At 70.0% G+C, this 17,354-nt stretch carries 17 protein-coding genes; 8 read left to right on the plus strand and 9 right to left on the minus strand.

The window, feature by feature from the left end; genetic code table 11:
• Nucleotides 1–43: 43 nt before the first annotated feature.
• Nucleotides 44–859, plus strand: coding sequence for an AraC family transcriptional regulator (locus AC07RV_RS10130; protein ID WP_296787899.1), 816 nt, complete (start codon nt 44–46; stop codon nt 857–859).
• On the opposite strand, the gene AC07RV_RS10135 is transcribed toward AC07RV_RS10130, so the two are convergent.
• Nucleotides 860–1,744 carry an NAD(P)-dependent oxidoreductase gene (locus tag AC07RV_RS10135; protein ID WP_296788005.1) on the minus strand — a complete coding sequence of 295 codons (885 nt, stop codon included), beginning with the start codon at nt 1,742–1,744 and terminating at the stop codon, nt 860–862.
• Nucleotides 1,745–1,973: 229 nt separating this feature from the next.
• On the opposite strand from AC07RV_RS10135, the gene AC07RV_RS10140 reads away from it, so the two are divergent.
• Complete coding sequence (locus tag AC07RV_RS10140; protein WP_296787897.1) at nt 1,974–2,633, plus strand: outer membrane beta-barrel protein; 660 nt, start codon at nt 1,974–1,976, stop codon at nt 2,631–2,633.
• Between the two features lie 8 nt (nt 2,634–2,641).
• Here the strand turns inward: AC07RV_RS10140 and AC07RV_RS10145 are convergent, their stop codons facing one another.
• The 7 genes from AC07RV_RS10145 to AC07RV_RS10175 all read right to left on the minus strand — a co-directional run bounded on the left by AC07RV_RS10145 (nt 2,642) and on the right by AC07RV_RS10175 (nt 7,438).
• Nucleotides 2,642–3,298, minus strand: a complete 657-nt coding sequence (locus AC07RV_RS10145) for a 2'-5' RNA ligase family protein (protein ID WP_296787895.1) — start codon at nt 3,296–3,298, stop codon at nt 2,642–2,644.
• A gap of 176 nt (nt 3,299–3,474) precedes the next feature.
• Nucleotides 3,475–4,083: a nitroreductase family protein gene (locus tag AC07RV_RS10150; protein WP_296787893.1), complete on the minus strand. Its 609-nt coding sequence runs from the start codon at nt 4,081–4,083 to the stop codon at nt 3,475–3,477.
• Nucleotides 4,084–4,316: 233 nt separating this feature from the next.
• A complete protein-coding gene (locus AC07RV_RS10155) occupies nt 4,317–4,676 on the minus strand; it encodes a hypothetical protein (RefSeq protein WP_296787891.1) in 360 nt (119 codons plus the stop codon).
• Between the two features lie 90 nt (nt 4,677–4,766).
• On the minus strand, nt 4,767–5,150 hold the full coding sequence (locus tag AC07RV_RS10160) for a roadblock/LC7 domain-containing protein (RefSeq protein WP_296787889.1): 384 nt from the start codon (nt 5,148–5,150) through the stop codon (nt 4,767–4,769).
• On the minus strand, nt 5,147–5,689 hold the full coding sequence (locus tag AC07RV_RS10165) for a GTP-binding protein (RefSeq protein ID WP_296787887.1): 543 nt from the start codon (nt 5,687–5,689) through the stop codon (nt 5,147–5,149). The genes AC07RV_RS10160 and AC07RV_RS10165 overlap by 4 nt, the downstream gene beginning before the upstream one ends.
• A 12-nt stretch (nt 5,690–5,701) precedes the next feature.
• Nucleotides 5,702–6,325, minus strand: a complete 624-nt coding sequence (locus AC07RV_RS10170) for a hypothetical protein (protein ID WP_296787885.1) — start codon at nt 6,323–6,325, stop codon at nt 5,702–5,704.
• A 210-nt stretch (nt 6,326–6,535) separates the two neighbouring features.
• A complete protein-coding gene (locus AC07RV_RS10175; RefSeq protein WP_296787884.1) occupies nt 6,536–7,438 on the minus strand; it encodes a LysR family transcriptional regulator in 903 nt (300 codons plus the stop codon).
• 131 nt (nt 7,439–7,569) lie between these two features.
• On the opposite strand from AC07RV_RS10175, the gene AC07RV_RS10180 reads away from it, so the two are divergent.
• A complete protein-coding gene (locus tag AC07RV_RS10180; RefSeq protein WP_296787882.1) occupies nt 7,570–8,436 on the plus strand; it encodes a pirin family protein in 867 nt (288 codons plus the stop codon).
• 46 nt (nt 8,437–8,482) lie between these two features.
• Here AC07RV_RS10180 and AC07RV_RS10185 read toward each other — a convergent pair whose 3' ends face one another.
• Nucleotides 8,483–9,421 carry a LysR family transcriptional regulator gene (locus AC07RV_RS10185; protein WP_296787880.1) on the minus strand — a complete coding sequence of 313 codons (939 nt, stop codon included), beginning with the start codon at nt 9,419–9,421 and terminating at the stop codon, nt 8,483–8,485.
• 123 nt (nt 9,422–9,544) lie between these two features.
• Here AC07RV_RS10185 and AC07RV_RS10190 point away from each other — a divergent pair, with 123 nt between their 5' ends.
• From AC07RV_RS10190 to AC07RV_RS10210, 5 genes are all read left to right on the plus strand, one after another.
• Nucleotides 9,545–11,026: a short-chain fatty acid transporter gene (locus tag AC07RV_RS10190; RefSeq protein WP_444813844.1), complete on the plus strand. Its 1,482-nt coding sequence runs from the start codon at nt 9,545–9,547 to the stop codon at nt 11,024–11,026.
• A gap of 17 nt (nt 11,027–11,043) precedes the next feature.
• The gene (locus tag AC07RV_RS10195; protein WP_296787878.1) at nt 11,044–14,502 is read left to right on the plus strand and encodes a molybdopterin-dependent oxidoreductase; all 3,459 of its coding nucleotides are present in this window, start codon (nt 11,044–11,046) and stop codon (nt 14,500–14,502) included.
• Between the two features lie 31 nt (nt 14,503–14,533).
• Nucleotides 14,534–15,478 (plus strand): bifunctional Delta(1)-pyrroline-2-carboxylate/Delta(1)-piperideine-2-carboxylate reductase, encoded by a 945-nt coding sequence (lhpI, locus tag AC07RV_RS10200; protein WP_296787877.1) that lies wholly within the window; start codon nt 14,534–14,536, stop codon nt 15,476–15,478.
• 199 nt (nt 15,479–15,677) lie between these two features.
• Complete coding sequence (locus AC07RV_RS10205) at nt 15,678–16,268, plus strand: TetR/AcrR family transcriptional regulator (RefSeq protein WP_296787875.1); 591 nt, start codon at nt 15,678–15,680, stop codon at nt 16,266–16,268.
• A gap of 35 nt (nt 16,269–16,303) precedes the next feature.
• The gene (locus AC07RV_RS10210; protein WP_296787873.1) at nt 16,304–17,341 is read left to right on the plus strand and encodes an MBL fold metallo-hydrolase; all 1,038 of its coding nucleotides are present in this window, start codon (nt 16,304–16,306) and stop codon (nt 17,339–17,341) included.
• Nucleotides 17,342–17,354 lie beyond the last annotated feature (13 nt).

The raw sequence follows: 17,354 nt of genomic DNA on the forward strand, positions 1-17,354 counted from the left end.
GGTTCGGCGTACAAACACGGCCATCGTCCCTTTCCGCATCACGATGGCGCCCTCCCCCCGCATCCGGATCGCTCCCAGCACCGAAGGCATCGAACGCCTCGAGGCCCATCTGCACGGCCAGGCCTTCTCGCCGCACCGCCACGACACCTACGCGATCGGCATCACGCTCGCGGGCGTGCAGCGCTTTCGCTACCGCGGCACGCAGCAACAGTGCCTGCCGGGCCAGTGCCACGTGCTGCATCCCGACGAGCTGCACGACGGCGGCGCGGGCACCGACGACGGCTTCGGCTACCGCATCCTCTACGTCGACCCGGCGCTGGTGCAGCGCGCGCTCCACGGCAAGCCGCTGCCCTTCGTGGCGCAGCCGGTGCTCGATGCGACGCGGCTGCGGGCCCTCGGCACGGGCCTGCGCACCGCGCGCGAGCTCTGGGACTTCGACGCCGCGATCGACGACGAGGTGCTGCGCACCGAGTTCGCGGTCGCGGTGGCGCAACTGCTGGCCAACGCCGCCACCGGGCAACCCCAGGCACCCGGCTCGCTCGAACTCGCGGGCCTCACGCGCGTGCGCGACCACATCGCCGCCACGCCGACCGAGCGCCCCGCGATGGCGGCGCTCGAGCGCCTGGCCGGGCTCGACCGCTGGTCGCTCGCGCGCCAGTTCCGCGCGGCCTTCGGCACCAGCCCGAGCCGCTTCCGCACGCTGCGCCAGCTCGACGCGGTGCGCCAACTGCTGCGGCGCGGCAGCTCGCTGGCCGATGCGGCCGATGCAGCCGGCTTCGCCGACCAGAGCCACATGTCGCGCCAGTTCAAGCAGGCCTACGGCCTCACGCCCGCGCGCTGGAGCGCGGCGCTGAGCTGATCAGCGCACGCCGGCGTCGGTGCGCGCCTCGATCGCGCGCACCACGGCCGCCATGTCGAGCGCGCCCAGGCCCAGCGCCTGTGTCTCGCCATAGAGCGCATGGCAGGCATCGAGCAGCGGCGAGGCCACGCCGGCCGCGCGCGCCGCCTCGGCCACCAGCCGGTTGTTCTTGAGCACGTCGGTGATCGAGGCCTGCACCTCGAAGTCCTGCGCGAGCAGCTTCTGCGCCTTCATGCGCGACACGGCGCTGGCCATCGGCCCGGCCTCGAGCACCGACACCAGCTTGCGCGTGTCGAGCCCGTGGCGGTCAGCGAAATGGAAGGCCTCCGCGAGGCCCGTGACCATGGTGATCAGGAACAGGTTGACCGAGAGCTTCATCAGCAGCGCCTGCGGCACCGGGCCGCAGACCACGGTCTCGTGGCACATGGGCTTGAGCAGTGGCCGCAGCGCTTCCACCGCGTCCGCGTCGCCGGCCAGCATCGCCACCAGTTGCCCGGCCTCGGCCGGCTTGCGCGAACCCGAGACCGGCGCCTCGACATAGCGCCCGCCCGCGGCGCGGACCGCGTCGGCCAGCCCCTGCGAGTACGCGGCCGAGGTGGTGCCCATGTGGACGATGGTGCGCCCCGCCACGTTGTCGGCGAAGGCCGGCGTGCCGCGGCCCAGCGCCTCGTCGATCGCCTCGCCGTGGGCCAGCATCAGGATCGCGATGCGCGTTCGGCGCAGCACCTGCGCGGGTGTGTCCGCGACCTGCGCGCCGGCCTCGCGCAAGGGCTCGGCGCGCGCGGGCGAGCGGTTCCACACGACCAGCGGCGTGCCCGCGCGCGCGAGGTTGAGCGCCATGGGCTGGCCCATGACGCCGAGTCCGATGAATCCGAGGGGTCCGATGTCAGTCAACCGTGTCTCCGTGAATGCATGAATGGATGGGGGATGGCGTGGCACCTTAGCCCTCGGTGCAGGCCGCGTCTTGAAGCTTTGTGCAGCGGCCACCTTCACGAAGCCTTCAGGGGAGGCGCAGCCTTTCTTCAGGCTCGGTTTCGAGAATGAACGCAACCACCGGCGCACCGCGTGCCGCCGTTGGCTCCCTTCTTTTTCATCCCACTTTTCCAGGCATTCCATGCATTCGAACCCCGCCTCGCTTCCGAAGTCCTCGTCCCTGCGCGCCGCCCTCCTCCTGTCCGCCCTGCTGCTGGGCGCCGCAGTGTCGATGAAGGCCGGCGCCGCCGAGTACGGCAAGGAACCCACGCGCCTGTACGTCGGCGGCGCCATCGGCCGCTCGAGCTACAGCCTGCCCTCGTCCTCGCGCGTGCCCGTGCCCTGGGGCGGCGAGAAGAACAGCAAGAGCGGCACCGCGTTCAAGGTCTATGGCGGCTACCGCTTTACCGACACCTTCGGCGTGGAAGGCGGCTATGCGCGGCTGGGCCGCGTGAAGCAGTGGAACACCAGCTACAGCGTGTTCGGCGCGAACTCGGTGCTCGAGAACGGCACCGGCCAGGTGTTCTACGCGGCTGCCACCGCGCGGCTGCCGCTGGGCGAATCCTTCGCGCTCAACGGCCGGCTCGGCGTGGCGCACGGCCGGGTCTCGGCCGGCAACAACCACCGCCTGTTCGGCGGCGACAGCATCGGCGGCAACGGCACGGGCCTCATGGCCGGCTTCGGCGCCGAGTACGCCGTGACGCGCAATCTCTCGATCACCGCCGACTACGACTACTTCGGCAAGGTCTCGAAGCACGCCAAGGCCGGCCTGCTGACCGTGGGCGTGCGCGCGAACTTCTGACGCCGGCGTCAGCCCGGCAGCGCCCAGCGGCCCAGCACCTCGTGCACGCCCTCGGCGCGCCGGCTGTCGATCAGCGCGAAGCTCGCGGCGGTCCAGCGCACCGGCTCGACCGTGGCCGGCTCCATCGCGCCGCGCATGTACGACACCGTGAGGTGCGGCGTGAAGGCGCGCTTGGGCGCGAAGCCCGCATCGGCCAGCACCTCGCCCAGGCGCTGTCGGAAGGCCGCGAGCGCGGCCACCTCGGCGTTCTCGCCGCCGAGCAGCACGCAGGCGCCCTTGGCGAAGCGCATCGCGCTGTCGAAGGCCACCTCGAAGCGCGGCAGGTGCAGCCGCGAGGCGGCCGCGATCGCGAGCTCGACCTTGTCGCGCGGCAACTCGTCGTGCTCACCCAGGTCATGCAGCGTGACGTGCAACCGGTCGGGCTCCACATGCATGGCACGGAGGTCCCGTTCCGCATGCCATTGCGCGCTCCAGGCCGCGATGCGCGCGGCATCTTCCTCTCCGGGATGGATCGCGAAGAACAGTACGTGTGCCGGCGGCGGCTTGCGCGGCGCGCGTTCGCCGGGCGTGGCGCGGCTGCGCGTACGCAGCGGTGGCGGCGGCGCGTCGATGCCGGGCAGCAGCAGTTGCTGTTCGCTCGCGGGGGCGGTGCGGCGGGACTTCATGCGCGTCGGCCCTCGTGCGGGGACGTGGGCGCGCGGCGGCGGGTGTGGCGGATGGCGGCAGTCAAGCGTGGGGGCGCGTGCGGTGGCGGTCGAGGACCGCACGGCGGATGGCATTCGTTGGGGGGCTGAATGGTACAGATGCCCGGCGCGATCCGGGACCGCCGCGCGAAGAAATTTCAGCGCGCCGCGTCGACCGCCGGGCCCGTCCATTCGCGCACGAAGGACTCGGGCGCACGGCGCTCGGGCGCGCGCGTCGCCTCCTTCGCCGTACCGACGTAGAGGAAGCCCAGCAGCCGGTCCGCCTCGCCCAGGCCCAGCGCGTGCTGCACCCGCGGGTCGTAGCTGTTGAGCCCCGTGGCCCAGAAGCCGCCATAGCCCAGCAGGTGCAGCGCATTGAGCATGTTCATCGCGGCGGCGCCGACCGCCAGCACCTGCTCGGACTCGGGGATCTTGTGCGGCGCCAGCACGCGTGCGCAGAGCGCGATCAGCAGCGGCGCGGCCATCGCCTTGTTGCGGAAGCGCTCGCCGTCTTCTTCGGGATCCCGCTGGCGCGCGGCTCGTGCGAACACTTCGCCGAGCGCGATGCGGGCATCGCCGCGGATGCTGATGAACCGCCAGGGTTGGAGCTGACCGTGGTCGGGGGCGCGCAGCGCGGCCTGGAAGACGAGGTCGAGGTCCTGCGCCGAGGGCGCGGGGTCGGTCAGCGGCCAGGGGGAATGGCGTTGCAGCAGCAGGTCGAGCGCTTCGCGCCGGACGGAACGGGAGATGGAGGTGTCGGCGTGCATGTCGGCGTCCTTCGAAACGAAACGAGGAAGCCGCCCCGCGGGAACGACAGGTGCTGCAAGGGTTCAGTGGCGGGCTGTCTCGCCGCGTCGGGCGAGATGGCTGGCATCCGGGTCCTCGTGCGCGACGAAGAGAGCGGTCACCAAGGTTCGACGGGGCGGCGAACGAGCGGCCATCGTATCGGCGCCGCATTGCCCATGCACCGGGTGCGCCTAAGGCACCCGGGCGCGGACGCTCAGAAGTTCATGTCCTTCTCGACCTCCTGCAGCTTGCGCCGGGCCAGCGCCAGGTTCGACTTGGCCTTGTCGAGCACGAAGTAGATGAACACGCCCTCCTTCTGCGCCATCGGCCGCAGCAGGTGGTACTGCTTGCCGAGCGTGATCAGGATGTCCTCGATGCTGTCGTTGAGGCCGAGGGCACGCATCGTCTTGAGCTTGGCGCGCATCACTTCGGTATTGCCGGCGGCCGCCACTTCGAGGTCGACGCCGGAGCCGATGGCGCCCAGCATCATGCCGCTGGCGGAGTCGACCACGGCGGCGCACAGTGCGCCGTCGGCGGTCATGAGGTTGTCGAGGCTGTTCTGGATCGTGGCCATGTGTCTTGTTCCCTGTGGATCATGCGAATGAAAGGATGAAGCGGCGGCGTCGCATGCAACCCGCCTCCGCCGGAAATTGCGATCGACGCCTCAAGGCGCCTCGAGCGCCCGCACGCAGGCGGCGGTCCGGTACAGCGCCTGCGCGAGCACCGCGCCGGCGTCGGCGATGACGTTCACCACCAGTTCCGTCTCGCCGTTGCGCACCGGGCTGACCAGCGCGAAGCCCTTGTCGGTGGCCACCGTGATGCAGGTGCAGCGGCCCAGCCGCGCCTCCTGCGAGGCCACGGCGCCGATGGCGGCCATCGAACTGGCCATCGCGGCGATGCGCGAGGGGTCGAAGTCGCGCAGGCTGGCATGCGCGATCTCGAAGCCGTCGGGCGTGGCGACCACCACCGAGACGACACCGCTCGTCTCGTCGAGCACGCTGCGGGCCTCGGCCGCGGCACGCAGCTTGAGCGCGTGGGGAATCCTCATGGTGCGATCTCCTCGTCGATCACCTCGATCTGCATCAGCAAGGTCTCGATCAAGGCGACGACGTCGTCCTTGCGGCGCGGGTCCATCGCCAGCACCGGCAGCACCAGCCCGCGGGCCGCGAGCGCGCCGGCGTAGTCGTCGAGCGTGGGCGAAGGATGCGTGGGCAGCCGGGTGACGCCGATCGCGCAGGGCATCTTCTCGAGCGCACCCGCGAAGCCGTCGAGATAGGCCACCAGGTCCGCCAGCGGATCGGGCCGGCTGTTGTCGACCAGGATCGCGAGGCCCAGCGCATCGCGCACCAGGATCTTCCACATGAAGTCGAAGCGGGCCTGCCCCGGCGTGCCGTACAGGCGCAGCCGGTCGCCGTTGTCCAGCGTCAGCTGGCCGAAGTCGAGTCCCACCGTCGTAGTGGCCTTGGCCACGGAGGCATCGGCATTGGCGACCTCGGTGGCGATGGGCGCGGTCTCGCTGATGGCGGCGATGGCCGTGGTCTTGCCCACGCCCATCGGGCCCGTGAAGACGAGCTTGAAATCCCTCATGGCGCGCCCCGCTCAGAACAGGCCGAGACGCCGGCGGATGCGCGAGAGCAGCCCCTGCTTGTGTTGCCGCGCATCGGCGGCCGCGGCCACGCGAGGTGCGGGGATCGCTTCTTCCCGGACCCAGACCAGGGCCCCCTCTTCGTCGAGCAGGCGAAGGAAAGCGCGGCACACCTCGGCATCGACCTGGCCCAGCACCCCGAGGCTCTCGGCCGACTGCGCGCTCCTGGCGAGCGCCGCCGCCAACCGGACATGGGCCGGGTGGCACTGCAGCGTCGCCTGCGACGGCCAGCGGCTCAGCGAGGCACGCGCACCGGATTGCGCTGCATGGCCCGTCACCGCGCTCGGCGCGATCTGGTTGAGCAGCTCGACCAGTTCCTCGGCGTAGATGGGGCGCGCCAGCGCGGGACTGGGTGGCGTGGCGGCGGCGCCGTGGCGCGGCACCATCGGCACCACGAAACGGGCCGGCGGCGCTTGCCGCTCCGCGGCCGGGCCTTCGCCGTCGATCAGCAGCAGGTCGCAGGACTGCGATTCGCTGACCGTCCAGCGCGAACGGAGATTGGAGCTGAGGCGGACGATGATTCTCAGGAGCTCGACCTCAACCGGAGGGAGCCCCATCACGCCCAGAACGAGTGGCATACCTTCTTCCCTGACTGTCTTTTTTGGATGGTTGCATATTGTTATTGCTGTTAACCAAATGATGTACGGATGTACAAACGCGGTTTCAGATTCGGACAAACACTGAGAACAAATCCACAACACTTGTTGCCGAAGAATCGGTTTCAGGTTGCGATGGAAGCGAACTGTTGCGGGTGAGGAACCGCGGCCCGAGGCGAATGGAACGCGGATTCAGTCTTCGTCCAGCGCCGCGAAGCGCTGCGCCAGAAAGTCCACCAGCGCCCGCACCGCCGGCAGCAGCCCGCGCCGCGAAGCGAACACGGCGTGGATGATCTCGCGCCGTGGTGCCCAGCCCTGGATCACGTGGATCAGCTCGCCGCGCGCGATCTGCTCGCGCACCATCATCGACGGCAGCTGCACGACGCCCACGCCCGCGAGGGCCGCGGCGCGCAGCGCCAGCATGCCGCGCGTGACGAGGCGCGGCTGATGACGGATGGCGGCCTGCGCGCCATCGGGGCCGAGCAGGGTCCATACGTGCTCGTGCTGCGGCAGGCCGAGGTCCATGCTCGGCAGGCCCGCGAGATCGGCGGGCACGCGCGGGATGCCGCCCGACAGCAGCTGCGGATGCGCCACCAGGCACTGCCCGCGCTCGGCGAGCACGCGCATCACAAGCTCGCTGTCCTCGATCGGCGGCGGCCGCACGCGGATGGCCACGTCGACGCCCTCGCCCACCACGTCCACGCGGCGGTTGGTTTCCTCGAGGTGGATCTGCACGCGCGGGTGCGCGACCATGAAGGCCGCCACCATGTCGCCGACGTGCGTGTCGAGCAACGCCACCGGACAGGTCATGCGCACCACGCCGCGCGGCTCGGCCTGGGTCAGCGCGATCGCCTCGTCGGCCGCCTCGGCCTCGACCAGCATCGCCTTGCAGTGGCCGTAGTAGGTCTGGCCCGGCTCGGTGACGGCGAAGCGCCGCGTCGAGCGCTGGATCAGGCGCGTACCCAGGCGCTCCTCGAGCAGCGCGATGCGCCGGCTGAGCTTGGACTTGGGCATGCCCAGCGCGCGGCCCGCGGGCGCGAAGCCGCCGTGGTCCACCACCTGCACGTAGTAGTAGAGGTCGTTCAGATCCTTCATCGCTCGCACACCTCATCGTTCATAGAATAGAACACTGACGGCAAATATCGCCATCTACCGCATCCATCGTTCAACCCATATTCTCTATCCATCGGCCAGGACCCTCGTCCTGGCGACGCAAGGAGATGAAGATGAAGAAGGTTCTCGGTGTCTACAGCGCCCCTCGCACGCACTGGGTGGGCGACGGTTTTCCGGTGCGCTCGCTGTTCGGCTACGACGGCCTGGGCAAGCACCTGAGCCCGTTCCTGCTGCTCGACCATGCGGCGCCGACGTCCTTCGAACCGGCCGTCCGCCCGCGTGGCGTGGGCCAGCATCCGCACCGCGGTTTCGAGACCGTGACCATCGTCTACCAGGGCGAGGTCGAGCATCGCGACTCCACCGGCGCGGGCGGCCTGATCGGCCCGGGCGACGTGCAATGGATGACCGCCGGCGGCGGCATCCTGCACGAGGAGTTCCACTCGCGCGCCTTCACCGAGCGCGGTGGCACGATGGAGATGGTGCAGCTCTGGGTCAACCTGCCCGCGAAGGACAAGATGGCCGAGCCCGGCTACCAGACCCTGCTCGACGCGCAGATCCCGTCGGTGGACCTGCCCGAGGGCGCGGGCCGGGTGCGCGTGATCGCCGGCGACTTCGACGGCCACCGCGGCCCGGCGCGCACCTTCACGCCGATGGACGTGTGGGACCTTCGCATCGCCCAGGGCCGAACCGGTCGCTTCGAGGCGAAGGAAGGCCACACGCTGGCGCTGGTGGTGCTGCGCGGCACGGTGCTGGTCAATGGCGAGACGATCGCGCGTGAAGGGCAGCTGGTGCACCTGGACACCGCCGGCAGCGGCGTGGAGATCGAGGCCAACAGCGACGCGACGGTGCTGTGGCTGTCGGGCGAACCGATCGACGAGCCCGTGGTGGGCTACGGTCCGTTCGTGATGAACAGCGAGGCCGAGATCCGCCAGGCCATGGCCGACTTCAACGGCGGCCGCTTCGGGCGCATGCCGGCCTGAGCGATCGAGCCCCCGCGTTTCGAGAAGACGCGGGGGCTTTTTTCATTCAGGGGCCGTCGCCGGCCCGCAGATCCGACTCGCGTGTCACCGTCTTGGCCAGCAGCCGCAAGGTGCTCGCGCAGGCGGCGACCGCCTCGGACAACACGCCGCTGCGCCGGTAGGCCAGCCCCAGGTCCATCGACGGCACCGCGCCCGCCATCGCCGTGCGGCGAATGCGGCCGCCGTCGTGCGACCACGGCCGGAACACCAGGTCCGACAGGATCGTGACGCCGACGTTCTGCGCGACCAGGCTGCGCACCGCTTCGATCGACTTGGTCCGGAACACGACCTTGGGTTCGAGCTTCGCCGCGCCCCAGTAGCGGCCCACGGTCTCCACGTGCTCGTCCATGTCGAGCAGCACGAAGGGCAGCTCCGCGATCTCCTGCAGCGACACCGACTGTCCGGTCGCCAATGGATGGTCGAGCGAGGTCCACAGGCGCCGCTGCGACTTCAGCAGGTTCTCGCGCCGGATGTCGGGCGCCTGCGAGAGGTTCGAGACCAGCACCACGGCGAGGTCGAACTCGCCGCTGCGCAGGCCCGCCTCGATCTCCTCGCGGTTGCGCTCGACCGGTTCGAACTCGATCAACGGCAACTGCCGGCGCATGGCGCCGATGATCTTCGGCAGCATGTATTCGGACACCGTGTCCGTGATGGCGATGCGCACGCGCCCCTCGACCGAGGACGCCGAGCCGTGGGTCTCCTCCACCGCCACTTCGAGCGTGCGCAGGATGTGCTGCGCGTGGCGCAGGAAACCTTCGCCATGCACCGTGAGCCGCAGCCCGTCGGAGTGCCGCGTGAAGAGCTGGACCTTCAGCGCGGTCTCGAGATTGCGCAGCGAGGTCGTCAACGAGGGCTGGCTCACATAGCAGCGCTGGGCCGCGCGCGAGACTTGGCCCGTGTGGGCCGTGGCGACGAAGTGCTGCAGCTGCTTGATCGTGATTGACATAGATCAATCCTATATCACTCTATTGATATTCAATATTTGAATTGATGCGGGCATTCGCCCATAGTCGCCCCGCACGACATCCCGGGCGCGAAAGACGCCCCAGGCCCAGCCACTGGAGACACCATGCCCTCGACATCAAGAACAGCCCCCGGCCAAGACGCCCTGCTCCCTTCCGCCGCGCATCCCGGCCCTGCGGGTCCCGGCCTCCTGAGCCGACTGGGCCTGCGCTTCACCGCCTGGGCCGAGCGCTGGTTCCCCGATGCCTACGTGTTCGCGGCCATCGCGGCGGCGGTGGTCGCGGTCGCGGCGCTGCTCAATGGATCGAGCCCGCTGGTCGTGGCCAAGTCCTTCGGCGACGGCTTCTGGAGCCTGAACGTCTTCACGATGCAGATGGCGCTGGTCGCGATCGGCGGCTACGTGGTCGCGACCTCGCCGCCGGCCGCGCGCTTCATCGGCCGCCTGGCATCGGTGCCCGTGTCGGGGCGCCAGGCCATCGCCTACGTGGCGGCGATCAGCATGATCCTGTCGCTGTTCAACTGGGGCATCTCGCTGATCTTCAGCGCGCTCTACGTGCGCGCGCTGGCGCGCCGGACCGAGCTGCGCATGGACTACCGCGCCGCCGGCGCGGCCGCTTATCTCGGGCTGGGCGCGACCTGGGCGCTCGGCCTGAGCTCCTCGGCGGCGCAACTGCAGGCGAACGCCGCCAGCCTGCCCAAGAGCATCCTCGACATCACCGGCGTGATCCCGTTCAGCCAGACCATCTTCCTGTGGCAGTCGATGGTGATGGCGCTGGTGCTGATCACCGTCTCGGTCGCGATCGCGCTGTGGTCCGCGCCCACGGCCGAGAGCGCCGTCACGGCGCAGGACCTGGGCATCGACCTGGCCGAGGCCAAGCCGGCAACGGACGCGACCGCCGCTCGCCGCCCCGGCGAATGGCTCGAGCGCAGCCCGCTGCTCACGCTGCTGCTGTGCGCCCTCGGCTTCGGCTGGCTCGCGCAGGAGTTCATGGCCAAGAGCCCGCTGATCGCGATCGCGGGGCTCAACACCTACAACCTGCTGTTCCTGATGATCGGCATGCTGCTGCACTGGCGCCCGCGCAGCTTTCTCGACGCGGTGTCGCGCTCGGTCCCCTCGACCGCGGGCGTGATCATCCAGTTTCCGCTCTACGGCGCCATCGCGGCCATGCTGACCGCCGCCAAGGGCGACGGCGGCCACACGCTGTCGGACCGCATCGCGCACCTGTTCGTGAGCATCTCCAGCGTCGACAGCTTCGCGGTGGTGATGGGCGCGTACTCCGCCATCCTGGGCTTCTTCATTCCCTCGGGCGGCGGCAAGTGGATCATCGAGGCGCCCTACGTCATGCAGGCGGCCAACGAACTCAAGGTCCACCTCGGTTGGGCGGTGCAGGTCTACAACGCGGCCGAGGCGCTGCCCAACCTGATCAACCCGTTCTGGATGCTGCCGCTGCTGGGCGTGCTCTCTCTCAAGGCGCGCGACATCGTCGGCTTCACCTTCCTGCAGCTGCTGGTCCATGCGCCGCTGGTGCTCTTCATGCTGTGGTTCCTGGGTCGCACGCTGAGCTACGTGGCACCCGTGATGCCTTGAACGGACCAGGCACTCGAATGGACGCGGCCACGACGCAAACCAAGCCCGGCTACTGCACGCTCTGCCGCTCGCGCTGCGGCACGCTCAACGAGGTGCGCGGCGACATGCTGGTGTCGGTGCGGCCCGACACGGCGCATCCGACCGGCCAGGCCATGTGCATGAAGGGCAAGGCCGCGCCCGAGCTCGTGCACAGCCCGCATCGCGTGCTGCATCCCATGCGCCGCACGCGGCCCAAGGGCGATCCGGATCCGGGCTGGGTGCGCATCGGCTGGGAAGAGGCGCTGGCCGAGACCGCCCGGCGCCTCGGCGCCATCAGGGCCGAGAGCGGCGCCGAATCGGTGGTGTTCGCGGTCACCACGCCGAGCGGCACGCCGCTGTCCGACAGCATCGACTGGATCGAGCGCTTCGTGCGCCTCTTCGGCAGCCCCAACATCTGCTATGCGACCGAGGTCTGCAACTGGCACAAGGACTTCGCCCATGCCTTCACCTTCGGCTGCGGCATGCCGCCGGCCGACTATGCGCAGGCCGAGCTGATCGTGCTGTGGGGTCACAACCCCAGCAACACCTGGCTGGCCCAGGCCAATGCCATCGCGAAGGGCCGCGCGAAAGGCGCCCGGATGATCGTGGTCGACCCGCGTCCCACGGCGCTGGCGCGCCAGGCCGACGTGTGGCTGCCGGTGCGGCCCGGCACCGATGCGGCGCTCGCGCTCGGGCTGATCCGTCTGTTGATCGCGGACGAGCGCTTCGACGAAGCTTTCGTGCGCGACTGGACCAATGCGCCGCTGCTGGTGCGCGACGACAACGGGCATCTGCTGCGCGAGCGCGACCTGCGGCCCGATGCCGAGCACGACCGCTTCATGGTCTGGAGCGATGCGGACCAGGGGGCAGTGCCTTACGACACCGCTCGGGCCGCACGAGCTCAAGGTTCGGCCCACTTCCGCCTGCGCGGCGCGGTCGAAGTGACGAGGGAAGACGGCCAATGCCTCGCATGCCGCCCGGCCTTCGATCTGTTGGCGCAAGCCTGCGCCACCTGGACGCCACGGGAGGTGGAACGCATCGCCGGCGTGCCCGAAGCCCCGCTGCGCGCCGCGGCCGAACTGTTCGGCGGCGGGCACCGCACGGCCTATCACGCCTGGACCGGCATCGGCCAGCACACCAACGCGACCCAGTCGGAACGCGCGGTCGCCACCCTGTACGCGCTGTGCGGCAGCTTCGATCGCATCGGCGGCAACCGCGTGCGCACCGGTCCGCGCGTCAACGCGGTCAATGCGCTCTCACTGCTGCCCGATGCGCAGCGCGCTAAGGCGCTCGGCTTGAAGGAACGGCCGATCGGCCCGCCCGCCCATGGCTGGGTGACCGCGCGCGACACCTATCGCGCGATCGTCGAGGGCGAGCCCTACAAGGTGCGCGCGATGATGGCCTTCGGCACCAACCTGCCGGTCTCGCAGGCCGACACCGCGCTCGCGCAGCAGGCGCTGTCGCAACTCGAATTCCACGTGCACTGCGACCTGTTCGAGACGCCGGCCGCGCGCTACGCCGACATCCTGCTGCCGATCGACACGCCCTGGGAGCGCGAGGGCCTGCGCATCGGCTTCGAGATCGACGACCGCGCGGCCGGCTGGGTGCAACTGCGCCAGCGCATGGTGGCGCCGCGCGGCGAATCGCGTTCCGACAACGAGGTGCTGTTCGATCTCGCGCAACGCCTCGGCATGGGCGACGCATTCTTCGGCGGCAGTCTGGAGGCCGGGTGGAACCACATCCTCGAGCCCTTGGATCTCACGGTGGCGCAACTGCGCGAGCGGCCCGAAGGCATGGCCTGCGACATCGACGCGGGCGAGCGGAAGTACGCGCGCGAAACGCCCACCGGCGTGCGAGGCTTCGACACGCCCACGCGCCGCGTCGAGCTCTATTCCGAAACCCTGCTGCGCCACGGCCAGCCGCCCGTGGCGAGCTTCGTCGAGCCCGCCGACACGCCGCGCGACGCCAGGGCGACCGGACAGGGCCGCTTCCCCTACGTGCTGAGCTCGGCCAAGAACGGCCTCTACTGCCACAGCCAGCATCGCAGCCTGCCCTCGCTGCGCAGGCGCGCACCCGAGCCGGTGGCCGAGCTGAGCCCCGCGCTCGCGAAGGCCAAGCACATCGTCGACGGCGACTGGCTGCGCATCCGCACGCGCGTGGGCGAGGCCCGCTTCGTCGCGCGCATCACGCCCGACCTGGCCGACGACCTCGTCGTGGCCGAGTTCGGCTGGTGGCAGGGCTGCAGCGAACTGGACCGCGAGGGCCTGCCGCTCGACGGTGCGCTGAGCAGCAATTTCAATGCGCTGATCTCCGCCGACCATTGCGATCCGGTCAGCGGCTCGGTGCCGCACCGTTCCTTTCTCTGCGACATCGAACGCGATCCCGCCACGGCGTTGCGGCAGCGCGCATGGACGGGCATGCGCCGCTTTCGCATCGACGCACTGCGGCCCGAGGCCGAGGGCGTGCTGGGCATCCGCTTCGCGCCCGTCGATGGAGGGCCCCTGCCCGACTACCGGCCCGGCCAGCATGTGGAACTGAAGCTCGATCCCGGCGATGGCACGCCGGTCTCGCGTGCCTACTCGCTCACCGGTGCGGCCGAGCAAGAGGACCGGTGCGGCTACAGCATCGCGGTGCGGCACCAGCGCGGCCGCGCGGCCGATGGCACGCCGTACCAGGGGCGCATGTCGGGCCACCTGCATCGCGAGCTGAAGCTCGGCGACACGGTCGAGCTGCGGGCACCGTCGGGCGGTTTCGTGATTCCGCGCCGTTCGCCCCAGCCGCTGGTGCTGTTCGCGGGCGGCATTGGCATCACGCCGTTCATCAGCCTGCTCGAGTCGCTGCCCGATGGCGCCGAAGGCCCCGCGATCCGGCTCTATTACGCCAACCAGAACAGCGCGACGCACGCCTTCCGCGAACGCATCGCGCAGCACCGCGCACGCCTGCCACGGCTGCAGGTGATCGACCACTACAACGCGCCGCTGCCCGAAGACCGCCTCGACATCGACTACCAGTCGGACCGCTACATCGATGCCGGCGTGGTGAACGATGCGCTGATCGCGCAGCGGGCCCGCTTCTACCTGTGCGGCCCGCCCGCCATGATGGACAGCGTCATCGCGGGACTGGTGGCGCGCGGCGTTCCGCGCTTCGACATCTTCAGCGAGGTGTTCCGCTCGCCCGCGGTGCCGCCGACGGATGGTCCGCAGCAGTTCGATGTCCGCTTCGCGCGCTCGGGCCGCGGGCCGGCCACGTGGACGCCCAGGCAAGGCAGCTTGCTGAGCTTCGGCGAATCGCTGGGCCTGCAACTGCCCAGCGGCTGCCGCGTGGGGCAATGCGAAAGCTGCGCCGTGCGCGTGATCGCCGGCAAGGTGGTCCACCTGCATGGCCGTGAACCCGAAGACCCGGCCGTGTGCCTGACATGCCAGGCCGTGCCGCTCGAAGACCTCGTGCTCGATGCATGAGCCCCGCCCTCCGTTTCCATCCCACCGCCCCATGAGAACCATCGATACCGAAACCACCCGCCGCGCCCTGCGCTTCGAGCGCCTGATCCCCGCGCTGCGCGACATGTTCGTCGCCGGCTGCGAAGTACCGTTGCGGCATGTGCATGCGCTTCCCGGCCAGGCCGCGCAACCGGGCGGGACCGTGCTGATCATGCCGGCGTGGCAGGAGGGCCGCTACCTGGGCATCAAGACGGTGAACATCTTCCCGGGCAATGCCGAACGCGGCCTGCCCGGGCTGTTCTCGACCTACACGCTCTACGACGCAAGCACGGGCGAGCCGCTGGCGCAGATCGATGGCAACGAGATCACCTCGCGCCGCACCGCCGCCGCGTCGGCCCTCGCCGCCTCCTACCTCGCGCCCGCGCAGGCGCGCAATCTGCTCGTCGTCGGTTGCGGCCGTGTCGGTGGCCTCGTTCCCGAGGCTTTTCGCACCGTGCGGCCGATCGAGCGCATCGCGGTCTGGGATCGCAACGAAGTGGCGGCGAAGGAACTCGCCGCGCGCCTCCACGCGCAAGATATCGATGCGTTCGTCGCCGCCGACATCGGCCAGGCCGCGAGCGAGGCCGACATCGTGAGCTGCGCCACGCTCGCCACGCAGCCGGTGATCGAGGGGGCCTGGCTGCGGCCGCACAGCCACCTCGACCTGATCGGCAGCTTCACGCCGCAGATGCGCGAGGCCGACGACGCCGCGTTCGTCGGCGCGAAGCTCTTCATCGACACGCGGGAGGCGCTGCAGAAGAGCGGCGAACTGCTCGGTCCGATGTCGCGCGGCGTGTTCGCGGCTACGAACGTGGCGGGAGAGCTGGCCGACCTTGCCAGCGGACGGGTGCAGGGCCGCACCGGTTCCGACGGACGGACCGTCTTCAAGGCCGTGGGCACGGCACTCGAGGACCTCGCGGCGGCGATCCTCGTCTACGAGAGCGTTGAAACCGCGTGAGGATCAGGGTCTCGACTTCCAGACCAAATTGACAAAATAGATCAATATTGTAAAGTTCGATGCCTGTCCTCACGGACCGGCGGCCGAGCTTCGCGGCGCGTCGATCGGCGGGGACCTTGAACATCCACCCTCACCGTCGAGTTCGCCCCATGCCTTCGCTGTCCCCGATCTCCTTCGGCCTTGCCGGAGTTCCCCGCTGATGGCCCCCACCCCCGACCGGCGCGTCGCGATCATGGAGGCCGCGATCGGCGTCTTCCTGCGCTACGGCTACCGCAAGACCTCGATGGACGACCTCGCGCGCGCCGCCGGCATCTCGCGCCAGGGCCTCTACCTGCACTTCAGCGCGAAGGACGAGCTCTTCAAGCAGGCCGTCACCTGGTTCGCGGAACGCGGCCTCGCGGCCATGCGCGCCGCGCTGGCGCGCGAGGAGCTGCCGATCGAGGAGCGGCTGGTCGGCGCCTTCGCGGCGCTGCATGCGCAGAACGACGGTTCGCAGATGTCGCTCGAGCACATGAACGAGATCGTCGCGACCGCGCGGGAACTGGTCGGCCCGGTGCTCGAGGAGTTCGACCAGGCCGTCCCCAAGGAACTGGCGCGCGCCATCCAGTCCAGCGGCGACGCCGTGCCCTGGCGCGGCGCCGGCCTCACGGCCAAGGCGCTCGCGCAGCACCTGTATGCCGCCTCGCACGGCCTCAAGCACTACGCCCGCACGCCGGCCGAGTACCAGGCCGGCATCCGCATCGCCGTGCGCCTCGTCTGCGGCCGTCCCGGCCCGGCGGCCGGCGCCTGAGCCCCTTTCACCTGTTCACGAACGGAGTCCTCGCCATGTCCACCTTCTCCCTGTGCGCTTGCGGTTCGCGACCCACGGCCCATCCCCAGTCGCCGCAGCAGCGCGACGGCGTCTATCGCAACGTCGTGCCGCGCACGCCGATGGGTTTCCTGAAGACCGTGGCGATCGGCTGGCGGGTCCTGACTGGCAAGAGCGACACCACCGTGCCGAGCACCCCAATCCCGGTGCGGCCGCTGACGACCGCGGCGCTGCTGGCGGCGCCGGACCGCAGCCTCTACCGTCTCGGCCATTCGACCCTGCTGCTCAAGCTCGACGGCGAGTTCTGGCTCACCGACCCCGTGTTCTCGGAGCGTGCGTCGCCGGTGCAATGGGCGGGCCCCAAGCGTTTTCATGCGCCGCCGATCGACATCGACGACCTGCCGCCGATCAAGGGCGTGATCCTCTCGCACGACCACTTCGACCACCTGGACCGCGCCGCCATCGCGCGGCTCGCGCCGAAGGTCGAGGTGTTCGTCACGCCGCTCGGCGTGGGCGACCGCCTGATCGGCTGGGGCGTCGACCCGGCGCGGGTGCGGCAGCTCGACTGGTGGGACGAGACCAGCGTCGGCGGCATCCGCCTCGCGGCCGTGCCCGCGCAACATTTCTCGGGCCGCACCCTGCTCGACGAGGACCGCACCCTCTGGGCCTCATGGGTGATCATGGCCGGCGACCTGCGGCTCTTCTTCAGCGGCGACACCGGCTACCACGCCGACTTCAAGACCATCGGCGATCGCTACGGTCCCTTCGACGTGACCATGCTCGAGACCGGTGCCTACGACAGGCAATGGGCCGAGGTCCACATGCAGCCCGAGCAGACGCTGCAGGCCCACCTCGACCTGCGCGGGCACTGGCTGCTGCCGGTGCACAACGGCACCTTCGACCTGGCGATGCATGCCTGGAACGAGCCGTTCGAGCGCATCCAGGCGCTGGCGCGGGCGCGCGATGTGAAGCTGGCCACGCCAGTGATGGGGGAACGGGTGGCGTTGGAGGCGCCGCGCACGGGGCGTGCGTGGTGGGTGGCCCCTGAGACTTGAAGGGTCATACGTC

This window comes from Variovorax sp. GW821-FHT09B01, from assembly GCF_059418345.1.

Bases quoted from the DNA above. Each gene is read 5' to 3' on its own strand.
- AC07RV_RS10130 (WP_296787899.1), top strand. From the start codon at position 44: ATGGCGCCCTCCCCCCGCATCCGGATCGCTCCCAGCACCGAAGGCATC.
- AC07RV_RS10140 (WP_296787897.1), top strand. From the start codon at position 1,974: ATGCATTCGAACCCCGCCTCGCTTCCGAAGTCCTCGTCCCTGCGCGCC.
- AC07RV_RS10145 (WP_296787895.1), bottom strand. From the start codon at position 3,298: ATGAAGTCCCGCCGCACCGCCCCCGCGAGCGAACAGCAACTGCTGCTG.
- AC07RV_RS10150 (WP_296787893.1), bottom strand. From the start codon at position 4,083: ATGCACGCCGACACCTCCATCTCCCGTTCCGTCCGGCGCGAAGCGCTC.
- AC07RV_RS10155 (WP_296787891.1), bottom strand. From the start codon at position 4,676: ATGGCCACGATCCAGAACAGCCTCGACAACCTCATGACCGCCGACGGC.
- AC07RV_RS10160 (WP_296787889.1), bottom strand. From the start codon at position 5,150: ATGAGGATTCCCCACGCGCTCAAGCTGCGTGCCGCGGCCGAGGCCCGC.
- AC07RV_RS10165 (WP_296787887.1), bottom strand. From the start codon at position 5,689: ATGAGGGATTTCAAGCTCGTCTTCACGGGCCCGATGGGCGTGGGCAAG.
- AC07RV_RS10170 (WP_296787885.1), bottom strand. From the start codon at position 6,325: ATGCCACTCGTTCTGGGCGTGATGGGGCTCCCTCCGGTTGAGGTCGAG.
- AC07RV_RS10175 (WP_296787884.1), bottom strand. From the start codon at position 7,438: ATGAAGGATCTGAACGACCTCTACTACTACGTGCAGGTGGTGGACCAC.
- AC07RV_RS10180 (WP_296787882.1), top strand. From the start codon at position 7,570: ATGAAGAAGGTTCTCGGTGTCTACAGCGCCCCTCGCACGCACTGGGTG.
- AC07RV_RS10185 (WP_296787880.1), bottom strand. From the start codon at position 9,421: ATGTCAATCACGATCAAGCAGCTGCAGCACTTCGTCGCCACGGCCCAC.
- AC07RV_RS10190 (WP_444813844.1), top strand. From the start codon at position 9,545: ATGCCCTCGACATCAAGAACAGCCCCCGGCCAAGACGCCCTGCTCCCT.
- AC07RV_RS10195 (WP_296787878.1), top strand. From the start codon at position 11,044: ATGGACGCGGCCACGACGCAAACCAAGCCCGGCTACTGCACGCTCTGC.
- lhpI (WP_296787877.1), top strand. From the start codon at position 14,534: ATGAGAACCATCGATACCGAAACCACCCGCCGCGCCCTGCGCTTCGAG.
- AC07RV_RS10205 (WP_296787875.1), top strand. From the start codon at position 15,678: ATGGCCCCCACCCCCGACCGGCGCGTCGCGATCATGGAGGCCGCGATC.
- AC07RV_RS10210 (WP_296787873.1), top strand. From the start codon at position 16,304: ATGTCCACCTTCTCCCTGTGCGCTTGCGGTTCGCGACCCACGGCCCAT.